Source organism: Bacillus sp. 2D03, assembly GCF_003946765.1.
Classification (GTDB): Bacteria; Bacillota; Bacilli; order Bacillales; family Bacillaceae_G; genus Bacillus_A; species Bacillus_A cereus.
Map to the genome: position 1 here is coordinate 177621 of NZ_RPSJ01000004.1, position 15471 is coordinate 193091.

Sequence of the window (15471 nt, forward strand, 5' to 3'; positions counted from 1 at the left end):
GAGCAAATAATTGCTCCTAATTTTTTGTTAAGCTGCTTTACGTCTCCATAATACATATGCAGAAGCAATACATAATACCCCCATACCTACTTCTGTTGCTGCACTATGAGATGATGCTCCTGTTTTTGGTAGACTGTTACCGTTTCCGATTTTTTTATTCTTAACCGGTTCGTTATCTACAACTACTTTTAGATTTTCATCTTTTGTTTCTTGTTGTACTTGTTTTTGTTCTTTCGGTTCTTCAGTAACTTCTTTTTCTACTACATTATTTTCTGGTTCAACGACCTTTTCTGGCTCTTCAATCGGTTTTGGCTTAATTACATCACCAGCGTCTACATTAGACCAATCATAAATAGATTTTCCCATTTCCTTAAATTGAAGTAATGCTAAAAGAGCCTGTTCTGTAGCCATTCCGTTACCATTTTGATCACTTGGTAACCATTTAAATTCACCATTTGAAAGTTGATATGATAATAGGTTTTGCATTGCCTTATGAAGACGGTTTTGATCTACATCTTTAACAAGCGATAATCCAATAATTGCTTGCGCAGTACTATTTGAATTTTCTTGTCCATCAGCTGAAAAACCGCCATTTTGCAGCTGTTCGTTATATAAATACGCAACAGCTTTTTGTATAGCTGGTTTCACATCTGATCGCTCTTGATAAGGAGCTAATGCTGATAAAACCATACCTGTTACATCAACGCTACTAGCACTATCTTTACTACCTGAACTATTATAAGTCCATCCACCGTCTGTATGCTGATTATTTAACAGTGCTTCCACTAGAGCAACTCTGTTCCATTTTGATTCAACTGGAATCTCATACTTCTTCGTATCAAATGCAAGTAAAGCAAATGCATAACCTGTAACAGAATTCACTTTATCTGACTCATACAATTTTTGAACTAAATTATGTCCACCTACATTTTTAGGGTCTGCACTCATTGCATTCATCATAATAATTGTTCTAGCTAAATCTGTCGCTGAAAAACGGTTAATACGCTTTTCTACTTTTTCAGTTACTGACTTAACATAATTTAATTTTGCCTCAATTGGCACATTCTTTCCAGAACGAGAAAGCGCTACAGCTACCCAATCACTTTCAATTCCATCTTGTAACATCTTGTCTGATGTTTTAGAAATGGCTTCATTTAATTGTGCACTTGGAACTTGAATGTTCTCTTGCTGTGGTTGTTCTGTTTTTTTATCATCTTGACCTTCTGGTTTTGGATCAACTGTCGGTTTACCATTTTCACCTTCCGGTTTTGGATCAACTGTCGGTTTACCATTTTCACCTTCTGGTTTTGGATCGACTGTCGGTTTACCATTTTCATCTTCCGGTTTTGGATCGACTGTCGGTTTACCATTTTTACCTTCTGGTTCTGGTTCTTCTGTTTTGCCACCGTTAGGTTCTTCTGTTTTACACGTCCCGAACTTATCTAACGTTTCTTTCAATGTTTCCTGGCTTATATTGCTCCAGTCTGAAACAAAGCGAAAGACAACAACATCTCCAGATTTTAATTTATAACTATCTGCTCCGACTTCTGCAGACTTATCATTTACATCATACAGCCAAGCACTTGTAGCCCCGGCCATTAAACCGTCGATTCCTTTTACATATGTTCCAAACGACATCGTTTCAGATTCTACCTTGTCCCCCATGACCTTTTGCAGCAAACTTAAAGCTGTTTCCCCATCTTTAATTTGCTCTTCTTTCGGGCATAACATAATGCCTTTTTGTGATTCCCCAATAATTGCAAGTTTTGCTGTATTTTCTTCAGCAAACGTAATATGTACTGTATTCGCAAAAGAAACAAATACAAGTGTCACTGCCATTAACGACGTAAGCAGCCACTTTTTCAACATTGCCATCCCAAAATTTCCTCCCTTACTACCATTTACACAAAAAAAGGCCCTTCAAGGGCGTGCGATTGACACTCTCTTTTTGTAAGTGTCGAACAAAAATGTACAACACCTCCTACCCGCATTATTCGCGGCTATATTTGTATAGGAAAAATAATTTTGTTTATGAACGTATCATTGTGATAACATTCACTTTTCTTGGCACAACTTACTTCCATTTAAGTTATCGTAAAACGATAAACCTATACATTCTGTAAATTTTAAATTTCTGTATTATTTTACTATTGACAAAGAATTTTGTCCATGCTTTATCGGATTTATTTTCTAAGAATAATAACTTATTAACTCTTAACTATGTAAACTCTTTTCACTAATAATGACGCCATCTTCATCCGCATAAACATATTCATTTGGATTCCAATCCACTTGTCCAAAATGCAATGAAATATTTCGTTCTCCTTTTCCTTCTTTCACACTTCTATTTGGCATTGTCCCTAACGCTAAAATACCAATATTAATATTCTTTAGTTCACTAGAATCACGAACATACCCATTCACAATAATTCCTGCTAGCTTTCTTTCTTCCGCAATAGCTGCCAAATTATCACCAAGTAACGCACAATTCCTAGACGCTCCGCCATCAACAACTAATACTGTTCCTTCTGGTAATGTTTGCAATCCTTCCTTCACTAGTACATTATCATCTTTCACTTTTACAGTTGCAATTTTCCCGTGGAATTGTTCTTTCTTCCCAAAAGACCGAAAAGACTGGCGACATATTTGTAATTCCTTTTCAAATTCATCACATAGATCTGTAGTTTTCCACATCTTGTTCCCTCTTTTCCTTTTTCTTTCTACATAACATATTCTTGGCTTATTATCGTTTCCCTGTCTAATATTGCAATAATTTGTATGTACGGGAAAAGGATACAAAAACTATTGCCTTAAGAAGCTACCTTTATTATAATCTATTTCACGGATTAAATTCAGAATATTAAAATTAATAAGGTGAAGAAGGAGGAATTTTATGCAAATACAAACTGAGGCAAAAAAACAACCTAGTAAACAAAAGTTTAAAATGCCTGATGCGTACGTACTACTATTTTTTATTGCCTTACTTTGCGCCATTGCTACTTATTTCGTTCCCGCTGGAGAATTTAAAAGAGTTACAAATGGGACCGTTACAACGACAATACCGGGAAGCTATCATTCTGTTCCACAATCACCTGTAGGATTTGTTTCTTTTTTTACCGCTATTGAAAAAGGAATGACACTTGCTGCTCCTATTATCTTTCTAATTTTATTTACAGGTGGAGCCATTGCAATTCTTGAAAAGACAGGTGCTCTTGACGGTTTAATCTATCATGTTATTAACAAATTTCGTAATCAGCAATTACTTTTCATATGTATTGTCGCCGCACTTTTTTCTATTCTTGGAACGACTGGCATTATCGTTAATTCAGTTATCGGTTTTATCCCCATCGGTATCATCGTTGCACGCACATTAAAATGGGACGCTATCGTCGGTGTAGCAATTATTTATTTAGGCACTTATGCTGGTTTTAACGCTACTATTTTATCCCCCTCACCTTTAGGCATTTCACAAAAGATCGCAGAACTTCCGATGTTTTCGGGAATTGGTTTACGCACAGCTATCTATATATCTTTTTTACTTGCCACTATCCTTTATATTAATTGGTATGTAAAGCGCTTGAAAAAATCGAATAAAGGAAGCATTCTTGGCGACAACTGGTTTCCAAGTAACGCTCTTTCAAGCGAAAAAGAAGCAGAGAAAAAAGAAGTTCCTTGGACGATACGTCATAAATTAATTTTACTCGTTTCAGCTTTATCATTAATTGCATTTTTAATAGGCGCTTTTCGTCTACATTGGACGGACGCAGAAATGACCGCTACTTTTATTTTCATAGCAATTACAGCCGGAATAATAGGTGGCATGAAAGCAAACGATATCGCTTCTACTTTTCTAGCGGGCTGCCAAAATCTCATATATGGTGCTTTAATCGTCGGAATGGCTCGCTGTATTTCAGTCATTTTAGAACAAGGAAAATTACTTGATACAATCGTTAACCAGCTCGCACAGTCTCTTGAAGGACAAAGCCCTGTATTTGGCGTTATCGGTATGTACGTAAGTAGTGCTGCATTACATTTCCTTATTTCATCCGGGACAGGAGAATCGGTTATTTTTATTCCGATATTAGCTCCATTAGCTGATTTCATGCACATTACACGCCAAGTTACAGTACAGGCTGTTATGCTCGGCGAGGGTGTAGTAAACTGCCTTAATCCAACTTCCGGTGTTTTAATGGGCGTTCTCGCAGCAAGCGGGATTTCTTATGGAAAATGGATTCGTTTCATGGCTCCACTTGCACTCATTTGGTTTATCATAGGACTTGTTTTTCTTATTGTTGGGGTGAATATTGAGTGGGGACCTTACTAAATACTTAACTTGATAAATAAGTACTATCGTTCCATATAAATATCTATTCTATTTCCCTCACTAGTCCTATAAAAATCATTTATTCTAGTAAAAATATAAGAAGGGATTGATCATAATGATCAATCCCTTTTATCAAAATATAATACCTTTAAAGATCTTAGTTCCAGATTTTATTTACCCATTCAGGATGATCAATAAAAGGATTGCGGTTATGTTGATATTTTGTAAAAATCACTTCATTACGCTTTCGCTCTAAATCATCGACCGGGTCTTGTTCATTCCATTTTAATAAGACAGATAGTTTCCCCATGTATGGATCTTTATTGTTATTTACTTTTTCATTCAGTTCTAAATCTATTTCGCCGTTGTCTCCCTCGTAACGAACAGCCATATAAAACAGCATTCTAGCAATATCTCCTTTTACACTATCACGAGGTTCCCAAGAATCACTATCATATTTACACTCTGTCGCTTCAGAATGATTCACACCACCATTATCAAAATCTAGATTTCCACGTGAACTATTTACAGATACATCCGTCGCTCTTAAATGATGTAGATCTGTTCCAGGTCCTGCAGTCGTTCCAAAGTCACCGTGAGATTTTGCCCAAACATGCTCTCGGTTCCAGTTATTTACTCCTGATCCATTCGTAAGTTTCCCTTGCGAACGACCAGTATATAAGAGTATCACATTATTTTTATTATTTGGATCTTCATCAGTATCTCTTAGTGCTTCCCAAACCGCACTGTATGATAACTTTGTATGATTATCAATAATATTATGCAGTTCCTTCTTTAATTCTAACCCCGTTTTTCCTATTGCGTTATTATAATATGTATCGTCATAATTTTTCACAATAATCTCTTGTGCTGATGCAGAAGCTACTTCACCGTGTATAGTATCTGTGAATGATAGAGATGCAGAACCTAAAATAAAAAATGAAGACAGTGTAATCATAGCAATCTTTGTATTTCGAAACTTCATATACCCATTTCCCCTTTAAAATATAATTTGAAGCTATTCACTAAAAAATGCTTTCTAACTCCCGAAACCTTTTAGAAACCCATACCCCTTTTCTGTTTATTTAATACAAGACTCTATCCAGTCTGTATCACTTCTAAACTTTTTATTTATTCACATTCCAAACAATTTCACTTTTAACAAGAAATATCCTTCTCCTATAAAGATTATTAAAATATTCTTTACAATTTAAAAGTAGTTTAATATTAACTTATAAATTTAAATTTATTTATGCAATAATGCATATTTGATAAATACTTTAAAAAACAGTTTGAATAAAATGCATTCAAAGAAAACCGTGCCACAAAACAGATACAATCTAAGACAGAAATAATAAAAATCAAGATGATAGCTCGACTTTTCCCTTTTCCATAACTGTCTTTATTTTTGTGTAAAACCTTTCTTTCTCTGAATAATACGCACAAAAATAGATTGGATACCATGTAGGCACCAATCTATTTTAATTAAAGAAACTGTGTCAATTCTGCGTTCACAACACGTTGTGCAGTAATAATAACATTTTCAGCTGTTAGTCCATAAACACTATATAGTCCACCAGGTTGATTAGGAACAATTTGAACTTCATATTCAAATGCTTGTCCAAAAGTAGGATGAACTAAACTTAGAGTTGCAAAAGTAGAAGCATTAGAATTCACATTGAAGTTTACCTGTTCAATTAATACTAATGAACCGTCAAGTCTAAAAACTCTAGCTACTCCAGTAAGTGGGCCCGCAGTACGGTTAAGGATCTTCACCCTAACTTTATTTGCGTTAGCAGGTTGATTTCCTACGTTTTCAATTGGTCCTGTAGTAAGAGCCATATAACATCACCTCCATTATATTGTTATGATATTCATTCATACGTATTAACGTTATAATATAATTACTCAATTTATTTAAAATAAAAAGAAGCTTCAAATTCTATTATATTTAGGTCATAGATATTAAACTTAATAAAAAGGCATCTAGCTAAGATTTTGAAGTGCTACAAAATCAAAAATTTTATATCACCACAGTTTTCTACGAGAATCCAGTGAACAGCTTATTTACATAATTTTCGTTATTGGAAGTAAACACCAATAAATAAGCGTATTACTATTCTTTAAATGAGTAACAGTTCTAAAATTGATTTTTAATAGAGAAAAAGGGTTACAGATTCGATTGTAACCCTTTTTCCAAATATTTTTTGTTTTATACGATTTCTATAATGATTACAGGACTGAAGTATGATTCAAAATAGCATTGATTATATGATTCCAATCGTCACAGTGAATCTCGTGACCCGATCCTTCTAAGGGTAATAACACAGCATGCGGAATTTCATTAACAAGAGCAAGACCATGCTCGTATGAAAGCACTGTATCTTCTGTACCATGGATAACCAAAGTAGGTATATTGATTTCTTTTAATCTCCCCTCATAAGAATCCTCACCTTTAAGAAGGGAATGATTAAACATACTGAGTAGATTATTTGCCCGTTTTGTTTCGTTTTCTACCTGCTTATAAGCCCTCTTCTTATCGAATTTATGCTTTGAACCACAAAGTAATGCTGATCCTGCAACCAAGTAATTTGCAACAGATTCTTCATCCGACCAATTTAGTTTGGCCGCATTAGTATGGTAAGCGAGTATCTTTTCATCGATCGGAGGCAAATTTCGGTCGTTATCTTCAGAACCAAAAATACCTGATGCAATCAAAGTTATACTTATAACTCTCTCAGGGTTCCTTAAGGCTACAATTTGAGCAATCATTCCACCTAATGACATTCCAACAATATGTGCTTCGTCAATATGATATGCATCGAGTACCCCAATCGCATCATCAGCCATATCTACCACAGTATAGTGGGAACTCCCCGGTTCATAAGTAGTTGACCGTCCGACATCTCTATTATCATAACGAATAACATATCGGCCCGTATCAGCTAATTGTTGACAAAATTCTTCATCCCAATAAACCATTGAACACATGGCTCCCATAATTAGTAAGACTGCTGGATCTGCTGAATTACCAAAGCTCTCTGTACATATATCAATTTTATTAATTTTAATAATCTGTTCAGTCATGATTAACTCCTCATTTCATTCGTATTTAGTTAATAAAAAAAGACACAACCAAATAAACCCACACATTTTGAAAAAAATAGTCAGGCATAACGAATTGTGTTTAAAATTAACGTAAACGAATGAACTTGATAATCATGTTAAACACTCTCCTATATAATGAAAATAAGGATAAAACCCTTATTTTCATTATAACATAGCTCTATCAGTAGTAATATAGGTTCATTTCTTCTTATTTTATAGTTAAAAAAGTAATTTTTACTGTATGAATCTGCACTCTTAGTTGAAGAAAAGACGATGTATACAATATCCAAACCAAATTAATATAACGTCTTATTATCAGTAGTTAATACATCTAGAAGTCTAAAAAACATCCTCCAGTTAAGTACTCTGGAGGATATACATATTTCCATAATCATATTCTTACAAGAAGCCACACAAAATGAAACCTCTTTAGTACCCAAAAGGCTTACTCTTATCTATTAATAACTGTACATCGTCTTGCTCCTCTACAGATTAAACGCTCGGCTTCTCTTAATGAAATTGGAACAAGTACAGCTTCATCAACATCGTCTTCTACATCAAAAACCGCAAATGCTTCCCCACCTACGATTAAAACACAAATGAATTCTACTTCTAAATCATCATGAGACCTAGGAATACAATTGGAAATAGTACAACGTTGAATACCCCCTGCTAACAATGTTCTAGCTTCTTGCTCAGATATTCGAATAAAAACAAATTCCTCTATGGCTACATTTCCAACTTCCACTTCAATTTCTACTAAAAGAAAGAATCTGTTTCTAATTCTCACTATACAATTTGCTCCAATTGAAATAATATCTTCATTCATTCTTTTCACCTCCTTTAACACTATAAAATTCACAAAGAGGTGAAATGGTGTGGACAAGCAAACAAAAAAGTTGTTTTTTTGAAATGTGAGACATTAGTTAACAACTATCATCAAAAAAACAGAAAAAATACCCTACACAACAGGAAGTTTTCTCTGTTTTTAGTCTGTATACGATATTCAAAATTAGTTAACATAACGTCTCATTATCAGTAGCAATGAAAAAGGAGAACCCTGCTTTCACAAGTGAAACTTCTTTTTTAGTTCTATGAATCTATACATTCCTATCCTAACGCGGTTTTAGTGCTCTTGTTTGTTACTGGATTAGCCAAAAAACTGTATAAAATCTTGCATACTATTAGCGTGTTTTTTCAAAAATACTGGCATCCCCCAATTTGTGCTTTCTTATGGATATTTCTTGACCCCTTATTAAAACACTCTCCGGTTTTTTGTCTATCTTTAAGAAATAAACTCTGCTTGTTTATTTCAAGTTCTTACATCGAGGATTTACCTTCTCCCAAAGCCAAACAAACAATTCAGATTACATGCCTATATCAAACTAAACATTCAATCTTTATCCAGTTTGTAAATAAAAAAGGACAATCAGCCCCATAATGGACTAACTATCCTATAAATTATTATCTAAATTCAATAAAGTGAAACTTTAATCAGCCCTCACCAATCGGGCTTTTACGGGCAGTTGATCCCCACCTAATTTCTTTGCTTCCGCTGAATTTTGAGGTGAGGGTCTTACTGCCCGGCAAATAGCGGGATAAAACTAGAACTTCTTTTCCTATGTATCATTATTTCGTAATTTCACCAAACTGCGCTCTCGTCACTTTCGCCAAGTCATCTACTTTAAGCTCAATTTGTATACCGATTTTCCCTCCACTTACAATAATCGTATTAAGTGATTGAGCACTTTCATCAATACATGTAGAAAATAGCTTTTTCATTCCGACTGGCGAACACCCACCGCGAATATATCCTGACACTTTCGTAATATCTTTAACGGGAATCATTTCAATTTTCTTTTCACTTACTGCTTTTGCGGCAGCTTTTAAATTTAGTTCCTCATCTACCGGAATAATAAACACATGATAATTTTTACTATTCCCTTGAGCGATTAACGTTTTATATACTTCTCTCACTTCTCGTCCAATTTTCTCGGCTACTGATACGCCATCAATTTTCCCATCGTCTGGATCATATGACATCATCGAATATTCAATTTTTTCTTTATCTAATATTCGCATCGCATTTGTTTTATCTTTTTTCATAACGTTCTCCTTAAAACTTTATTTCATATCATTAAGTTTTCCTTTATTATACACCCTTTTCCATTTCTCCTACATAACTTCACGTATTTTTCAAAACTAAAAATATTGATAATTCAAAAATCATCTGATATAATTTGGAAAAACTTATGTTAAGGAGAGATTTGTAATGCGAAATTTTAATACTTCTTTCCAACTTCATCATCATACGTAACGCCGTGTATCCGAAGAAAAATTTTTCTTCGTGGGTACAGGGCTTTTCCTGTTGACCCACGAAGCGTTCATAAAGCTATGTGGGTATTTTTATACCTGCATAGCTTTTTTTAATTTGAAAAAGGAGTGATTATGATGGAAATGAGAAATGTAAAAGGAACGAAAGACTATTTACCAGAGGAGCAAGTGCTGCGAAATAAAATTAAAAGAGCTTGTGAAGATACGTTTGAACGATACGGATGCAAATCTTTAGAAACGCCGACGTTAAATATGTATGAGGTTATGTCTTACAAGTACGGCGGTGGTGATGAAATATTAAAAGAAATATATACACTTGAGGATCAAGGAAAACGTGAGCTCGCCTTACGATACGATTTAACTATTCCATTCGCAAAAGTCGTGGCAATGAACCAGAACATCCGCCTCCCTTTTAAACGTTATGAAATTGGGAAAGTATTTCGAGATGGGCCAATTAAACAAGGAAGATTTCGTGAATTTATACAATGCGACGTTGATATTGTCGGTGTAGAATCAGTCATGGCTGAAGCGGAACTCATGAGCATGGCGTTTGAGCTGTTCCGAACGTTAAACTTAGAGATAACGATCCAATATAATAACCGAAAATTGTTAAATGGTATTCTTCAGGCCATTAACATCCCTACTGAGTTAACAAGTGACGTAATTTTATCATTAGACAAAATTGAAAAGATTGGGATTGATGGTGTACGAAAAGATGTATTAGAGCGCGGAATTTCTGAAGAAATGGCTGATACGATATGTAATACTGTATTATCTTGTCTAAAGCTTACAATTGCTGACTTTAAAGAAACTTTCAATAACCAACTCGTTGCCGATGGCGTAAACGAATTACAACAATTACAGCAATATTTAATCGCTCTCGGAATAAATGAAAATACGATATTCAATCCGTTTTTAGCAAGAGGACTCACAATGTATACTGGCACCGTATATGAAATCTTTTTAAAAGATGGATCGATTACATCCAGCATCGGTAGCGGCGGTCGTTACGATAACATTATCGGAGCATTCCGTGGTGATAATATGAACTATCCAACAGTCGGTATTTCATTCGGTTTAGACGTTATTTATACAGCACTATCGCAGAAAGAAACAATCTCATCTACAGTGGATCTATTTATCATCCCGCTCGGGACAGAATTACAATGCTTACAAATTGCCCAGCAATTACGTTCCACCACTTCCTTAAAAGTCGAACTTGAACTAGCAGGACGCAAATTAAAACGCGCCCTTAATTATGCCAATAAAGAGAATATCCCTTATGTGCTTATTATTGGTGAAGAAGAACTTAGTACAGAAACCGTTATGCTAAGAAATATGAAGGAAGGTAGTGAGGTGAATGTCACCCTTTCTTCTTTAAGTAGTTATTTATAATACGAACCACCCTCGTTTGGGTGGTTTTTCTATTTTATAGATAATCAATAATTAGTTTACATAAAATAATTACAAGCTACTTAAAACTAAAAATATATAATATCCAATTACCTATTATTTTTGGTGATATATAGATATTAATTATTTTAAGAGGATTTATTTTGAAAGTCTACATACAAGAACTAAAGTGGACCACAGGGGCCTCTCACCTTTTATTACTTCCTTGTTATTATTTATTTCGGGGACTTGTTAACCTATATGAGATACCTTTACTACTATTGATTGCTTTACATATCACTACTTTTTTATTAGCTAAAAAGGGAGCCATGAATACGTACGCTAATTATATAGGTATTATCATTACTCTAGTTGCCTTCTTTCCTTATATAGAAATTCTTCTACATATTATAGCAGCCATTTTCCTTTTATTAGATGCTACTTCTATGAATGCAAAAGAATTTTATGATTCATAGATGGATGAAATGAAACTTTAATCCATAGAGTTTTGAAATAGGTCAGCAAAAAGGATTTACTTTTTAAGTAAACCTTTTTTCATTTTTAATTACTTTCCTTACTCCAGAATAATAAAAGAATATTCTGTTTAATTTTTATAAATTTCTAAATATTTATAAAACATTCAAATTAACATACATTTTAGTTATGTAAAAAATCTAAGTTTTAAGGAGATGAATCCATGCTTAAAAAGTTGATAGCAGGTGCATTATTAACTGTTTCGTCGTTAACTGGAGGAGTGGGATTAGTATCAGCTAGTACCGAAAAGGATTATTCGATTTCCTCTTTCGAATATGTAACTGTAGATGAAAAGACTGTTGATTCGTTTAACAAATTGAGTGCTCCATCAAAGGAAGACATAAAAATAACATTAGTTCTACCGAAACAAAATCAAAATGGAGACTGGTTATCTTATGGATTTTCGAGCAAAGAAAGTTTAGAGTCTTTTATTGAAAAAGATAAACAAAGGTTGAATAATTCAATCACTCCCCTTGGTGTTGGTGGAAGCGGACCTGGTAGTACAGACTTCTATAAACACACAAATCAAGGTAGCGAGTATTTTTCTCTAAGTAGCGGTTATAAAAACTTGTCTGCTAGTTGGCAAAATCAAATTGTTTCTGTACGTACAGCATCCCCCACTGCTAGCTATTCAACAACGCTATGGGAACGTACTTCAACGGACGGATATGGAAAAGGTGTTGTTTTTAAACACGCTGATTGGTATGGTCAAATTGCAAACTTAAATAATTTTCCAACTTCAGCAGTTGAAGTTAAAAAGTAAAAAAATTTAAAAATAAAAGGTGTTTTCACGTATGAAAACACCTTTTATTTCTACAATTATTTCTTCTATAACAATTTCAACTCTTAACTATTATTTTTCGTGTTCCTACTCTCCAAAACTTTCTCCATATTATGAGTTGCCCATTCCATCATTAATAGAATCACTGGACGTAGTGATTCACCAAGCTCAGTTAACGAATATTCAACTTTAGGTGGCACTTCACGGTATACTTCACGATGTATAATGCCATCAGCTTCAAGTTCTCTCAGCTGAAGTGTTAACATTCTTTGTGTGATATTAGGTTTTAATCTTTTTAATTCATTAAACCTCTTTTTCCCATCTAATAAATGATACAAAATAACACCTTTCCATTTTCCACCAATCACCTCTACCATCGCTTCAACTGGACAAGAATATTTATTTAAAAATGGGTAATTTATATTATTTTCGTTTGGACAATCCATAATAAATCCCTTCCCTTAACATTAGTATCTTTTTTGATACTATACCACATAAATGTGCGTACTTGTATCTATGTTACTTTAAAAATATAATTTACTTACAAAATAAATTAACGAAAAGAGGAACTTTTATGACAAATACAAACGAAATTACAAAAGAGAAAATTATGGAGGCTTTTCATTTCAGACATGCATGTAAAGAGTTCGATCCTATGCACAAAATTTCAGAAGAGGATTTTAAATTCATTTTAGAAACAGGCAGATTATCTCCTTCTTCTTTTGGATATGAACCTTGGAAATTTATTGTCGTACAAAATAAAGAATTAAGAGAAAAACTACAACCGTATTCATGGGGCGCTGGTGGGCAACTTGCAACAGCAAGCCATTTCGTCATTGTTCTTTCAAGAAACATTAAAGATATGCATTATGATGCAGAGTATATTAAATATATGATGAACGATATTATTGGATTGCCTGAAGACACTCAAAAAATTAGATATGAATTCTTCAAAAAGTTCCAGGAAACAGATTTTAACTTATTACAATCCGATCGTACTGTATTTGATTGGGCATCTAAACAAACTTATATTGCTTTAGGTAATATGATGACGAGCGCAGCTCAAATCGGCATTGATTCTTGTCCGATAGAAGGATTCGATAAAGAGAAAGTAGACTCCTTACTTCGTCAAGAAGGCATTATACAAGGCGATAATCTTGAAGTATCAGTTATGGTTGCCTTTGGTTACCGTAAAGAAGATCCAAAACGTGATAAAACAAGACAGACTATGGATACAATTGTTGAATGGATTAAGTAATATAGCACACACAAATAATGCTCCTAATAGCTGGATACTTATACTAAAGAACTATTAGTCGTTTTTCTTATGTATGAATTTGGTTTTTCATGGAAAGATATGTTAGTATGTATACAGTTTGAGTGCTCTATTTTTAGAGTCGAACAGGAGGAGAATGAATATGTCTGATATTGAAGTTGGCGAAGTGTTTACTCTTAGTGATGAGAATAACGAAGAGCAAGAAGTAGAAGTACTTGGAGCGATGGATGTCGAAGGTGCAGAATATATTGCAGTTGCCTTTGTTGAAGATATCCAAACAGAAACTGAGGAAGACATTGATATTTTCTTTTTAAAAGTAGAAGAAGAGAATGAGTTTTCATACATTGAAAATGATGAAGAGTTTGATAAAGTATCTGCTGCGTTTGAAAAGATTTTGGATGAGCAAGAGCAAGAATAGTATGAATGAAAAACACGAGGGCGGATGCATATCCGCCCTCGTGTTTTTATTCATCACTCATTCAGTGATTTATGCAGTAACTCCAGTACATCTTTCATCGCAAAAGGTCCATCTTTTTTAACATGCTCCGCAAATTCTGAAACGAGACGTAATGTTCTCACACTTTCGATTGGATGTTCTCCTGATGCACTTTCAGCTGAAAGCATAACTGCATTCGTCCCGTCCAGTACAGCTTGAAACACATCAGTCACCTCTGCCCTTGTTGGAATAGAATGATCTACCATAGATTGAAGCATTTGTGTTGCTGTAATGACATATGTATTCGTTCGATTACATTCCTGAATCATCATTTTCTGTAAAAGCGGAATGCATTGATACGGTAACTCTACTCCTAAATCGCCCCTTGCAATCATAATTCCATCTGCTTCTTTACATATATCTTGAAAATTCTCGATTGCTTCCATCGTTTCTATTTTTGCAATTACATTAGGTGACGTTTCTTTATACTGTTGTATAAATTCTCGTATTTCTTTTATATGACTAGGTTTTCTTACGAAAGAACACGCGATAAAATCAACATTCTCCTCTAAAAGAAACTGAATATCTTTTTTATCTTTCTCTGTAATAGCTGGTAAACGAACAGCCGCATCTGGTAAATTAACTCCTTTATGAGATGAGATATTGCCACCTGTTTTTACCTTCGTTTCTATTTTGTCCGTACTTATCTTTTCAACAATTAATTCAACTTCTCCATCATTAATTAAAATTCTACTGCCTACTTTCACATCATTCGGTATTCCTTCATAATCAACACTCGCTTCTGTATTACTCCCTGTAACTGGTTCTGTATGTAAAATAAAAGAATCTCCTGCCTGAAGTGTAATTTGCCCTCCCTTCACTTCACCTAATCTTATTTTAGGTCCTTGTACATCACCCAAAAATTTAATAGAGTCATCTAATGATTTCACTAAACGAATGATGTCTTTATGACTTTCATGCGTGCCATGCGATAAATTCAGTCGAATAATTTTCATACCATTCTTTATTAACTGTGCTAACGTTTCTTTATTATTACTTGCGGGTCCAATTGTACAAATTCGATCGATTGTCATTTTTGTCACCATCCTTTTTTAATAAGTTTCCCATATGAACTTAAAAATAACAGAGATTCTGACATGAATAGATTTAAATTTACATGAATTTCATAAAATTAAACCTGTATCCCTTGTTGGCTAAGCATTAGAAGATATATTCGCTTTTTTGCAAATGAAGACATGTTGAATCGAAAGTAAAAGAAAAGTTAA

The 15471-nt window shown here is 34.1% G+C and carries 15 protein-coding genes; 6 read left to right on the forward strand and 9 right to left on the reverse strand.

From position 1 onward, the window contains the following. Window positions 1-27 precede the first annotated feature (27 nt). Together EBQ15_RS11425 and rraA are read right to left on the reverse strand one after the other, a co-directional pair. A complete protein-coding gene (locus EBQ15_RS11425) occupies window positions 28-1875 on the reverse strand; it encodes a DUF4430 domain-containing protein (RefSeq protein WP_001241058.1) in 1848 nt (615 codons plus the stop codon). Between the two features lie 339 nt (window positions 1876-2214). Next, complete coding sequence (rraA, locus tag EBQ15_RS11430; protein WP_000266033.1) at window positions 2215-2694, reverse strand: ribonuclease E activity regulator RraA; 480 nt, start codon at window positions 2692-2694, stop codon at window positions 2215-2217. Between the two features lie 199 nt (window positions 2695-2893). Here rraA and EBQ15_RS11435 point away from each other — a divergent pair, with 199 nt between their 5' ends. Beyond that, on the forward strand, window positions 2894-4324 hold the full coding sequence (locus EBQ15_RS11435) for a YfcC family protein (RefSeq protein ID WP_001166973.1): 1431 nt from the start codon (window positions 2894-2896) through the stop codon (window positions 4322-4324). A 157-nt stretch (window positions 4325-4481) separates the two neighbouring features. On the opposite strand, the gene EBQ15_RS11440 is transcribed toward EBQ15_RS11435, so the two are convergent. The 5 genes from EBQ15_RS11440 to ybaK all read right to left on the reverse strand — a co-directional run bounded on the left by EBQ15_RS11440 (window position 4482) and on the right by ybaK (window position 9538). Then, window positions 4482-5309 (reverse strand): endonuclease I family protein, encoded by an 828-nt coding sequence (locus EBQ15_RS11440; protein WP_000672182.1) that lies wholly within the window; start codon window positions 5307-5309, stop codon window positions 4482-4484. Window positions 5310-5809: 500 nt separating this feature from the next. Next, window positions 5810-6166, reverse strand: a complete 357-nt coding sequence (locus EBQ15_RS11445) for a hypothetical protein (protein WP_001229417.1) — start codon at window positions 6164-6166, stop codon at window positions 5810-5812. A 390-nt stretch (window positions 6167-6556) separates the two neighbouring features. Then, on the reverse strand, window positions 6557-7411 hold the full coding sequence (mle, locus tag EBQ15_RS11450; protein ID WP_000139224.1) for an alpha/beta fold macrolide esterase: 855 nt from the start codon (window positions 7409-7411) through the stop codon (window positions 6557-6559). Window positions 7412-7883: 472 nt separating this feature from the next. Continuing rightward, the gene (locus EBQ15_RS11455; protein WP_001001284.1) at window positions 7884-8261 is read right to left on the reverse strand and encodes a hypothetical protein; all 378 of its coding nucleotides are present in this window, start codon (window positions 8259-8261) and stop codon (window positions 7884-7886) included. A gap of 800 nt (window positions 8262-9061) precedes the next feature. Beyond that, the gene (ybaK, locus tag EBQ15_RS11460; protein ID WP_000710862.1) at window positions 9062-9538 is read right to left on the reverse strand and encodes a Cys-tRNA(Pro) deacylase; all 477 of its coding nucleotides are present in this window, start codon (window positions 9536-9538) and stop codon (window positions 9062-9064) included. Between the two features lie 345 nt (window positions 9539-9883). On the opposite strand from ybaK, the gene EBQ15_RS11465 reads away from it, so the two are divergent. The 3 genes from EBQ15_RS11465 to EBQ15_RS11475 all read left to right on the forward strand — a co-directional run bounded on the left by EBQ15_RS11465 (window position 9884) and on the right by EBQ15_RS11475 (window position 12455). Continuing rightward, window positions 9884-11161 (forward strand): histidine--tRNA ligase, encoded by a 1278-nt coding sequence (locus tag EBQ15_RS11465; RefSeq protein ID WP_000425998.1) that lies wholly within the window; start codon window positions 9884-9886, stop codon window positions 11159-11161. A 161-nt stretch (window positions 11162-11322) separates the two neighbouring features. Then, entirely contained in the window at window positions 11323-11634 is a 312-nt protein-coding gene (locus EBQ15_RS11470) for a hypothetical protein (protein WP_000870309.1), read from the forward strand. A 221-nt stretch (window positions 11635-11855) separates the two neighbouring features. Next, the gene (locus tag EBQ15_RS11475; protein ID WP_000914243.1) at window positions 11856-12455 is read left to right on the forward strand and encodes a hypothetical protein; all 600 of its coding nucleotides are present in this window, start codon (window positions 11856-11858) and stop codon (window positions 12453-12455) included. 83 nt (window positions 12456-12538) lie between these two features. On the opposite strand, the gene EBQ15_RS11480 is transcribed toward EBQ15_RS11475, so the two are convergent. Beyond that, the gene (locus EBQ15_RS11480) at window positions 12539-12919 is read right to left on the reverse strand and encodes a winged helix-turn-helix transcriptional regulator (RefSeq protein WP_000340574.1); all 381 of its coding nucleotides are present in this window, start codon (window positions 12917-12919) and stop codon (window positions 12539-12541) included. 128 nt (window positions 12920-13047) lie between these two features. On the opposite strand from EBQ15_RS11480, the gene EBQ15_RS11485 reads away from it, so the two are divergent. Beyond that, complete coding sequence (locus tag EBQ15_RS11485; protein WP_000185718.1) at window positions 13048-13731, forward strand: NAD(P)H-dependent oxidoreductase; 684 nt, start codon at window positions 13048-13050, stop codon at window positions 13729-13731. A gap of 154 nt (window positions 13732-13885) precedes the next feature. Then, window positions 13886-14167: a DUF1292 domain-containing protein gene (locus tag EBQ15_RS11490; RefSeq protein ID WP_002000297.1), complete on the forward strand. Its 282-nt coding sequence runs from the start codon at window positions 13886-13888 to the stop codon at window positions 14165-14167. A gap of 53 nt (window positions 14168-14220) precedes the next feature. Here EBQ15_RS11490 and EBQ15_RS11495 read toward each other — a convergent pair whose 3' ends face one another. Then, window positions 14221-15279, reverse strand: a complete 1059-nt coding sequence (locus tag EBQ15_RS11495) for a pyruvate kinase (RefSeq protein WP_000151070.1) — start codon at window positions 15277-15279, stop codon at window positions 14221-14223. Between the last annotated feature and the right edge of the window lie 192 nt (window positions 15280-15471).

Excerpts from the sequence above, each read along its gene's own strand:
- EBQ15_RS11435 (WP_001166973.1), top strand. The coding sequence starts at position 2,894 with ATGCAAATACAAACTGAGGCAAAAAAACAACCTAGTAAACAAAAGTTT.
- EBQ15_RS11475 (WP_000914243.1), top strand. The coding sequence starts at position 11,856 with ATGCTTAAAAAGTTGATAGCAGGTGCATTATTAACTGTTTCGTCGTTA.
- rraA (WP_000266033.1), bottom strand. The coding sequence starts at position 2,694 with ATGTGGAAAACTACAGATCTATGTGATGAATTTGAAAAGGAATTACAA.
- EBQ15_RS11455 (WP_001001284.1), bottom strand. The coding sequence starts at position 8,261 with ATGAATGAAGATATTATTTCAATTGGAGCAAATTGTATAGTGAGAATT.
- EBQ15_RS11495 (WP_000151070.1), bottom strand. The coding sequence starts at position 15,279 with ATGACAATCGATCGAATTTGTACAATTGGACCCGCAAGTAATAATAAA.
- EBQ15_RS11445 (WP_001229417.1), bottom strand. The coding sequence starts at position 6,166 with ATGGCTCTTACTACAGGACCAATTGAAAACGTAGGAAATCAACCTGCT.
- EBQ15_RS11465 (WP_000425998.1), top strand. The coding sequence starts at position 9,884 with ATGGAAATGAGAAATGTAAAAGGAACGAAAGACTATTTACCAGAGGAG.
- mle (WP_000139224.1), bottom strand. The coding sequence starts at position 7,411 with ATGACTGAACAGATTATTAAAATTAATAAAATTGATATATGTACAGAG.
- EBQ15_RS11480 (WP_000340574.1), bottom strand. The coding sequence starts at position 12,919 with ATGGATTGTCCAAACGAAAATAATATAAATTACCCATTTTTAAATAAA.
- EBQ15_RS11425 (WP_001241058.1), bottom strand. The coding sequence starts at position 1,875 with ATGGCAATGTTGAAAAAGTGGCTGCTTACGTCGTTAATGGCAGTGACA.
- EBQ15_RS11485 (WP_000185718.1), top strand. The coding sequence starts at position 13,048 with ATGACAAATACAAACGAAATTACAAAAGAGAAAATTATGGAGGCTTTT.
- ybaK (WP_000710862.1), bottom strand. The coding sequence starts at position 9,538 with ATGAAAAAAGATAAAACAAATGCGATGCGAATATTAGATAAAGAAAAA.
- EBQ15_RS11490 (WP_002000297.1), top strand. The coding sequence starts at position 13,886 with ATGAATATGTCTGATATTGAAGTTGGCGAAGTGTTTACTCTTAGTGAT.
- EBQ15_RS11440 (WP_000672182.1), bottom strand. The coding sequence starts at position 5,309 with ATGAAGTTTCGAAATACAAAGATTGCTATGATTACACTGTCTTCATTT.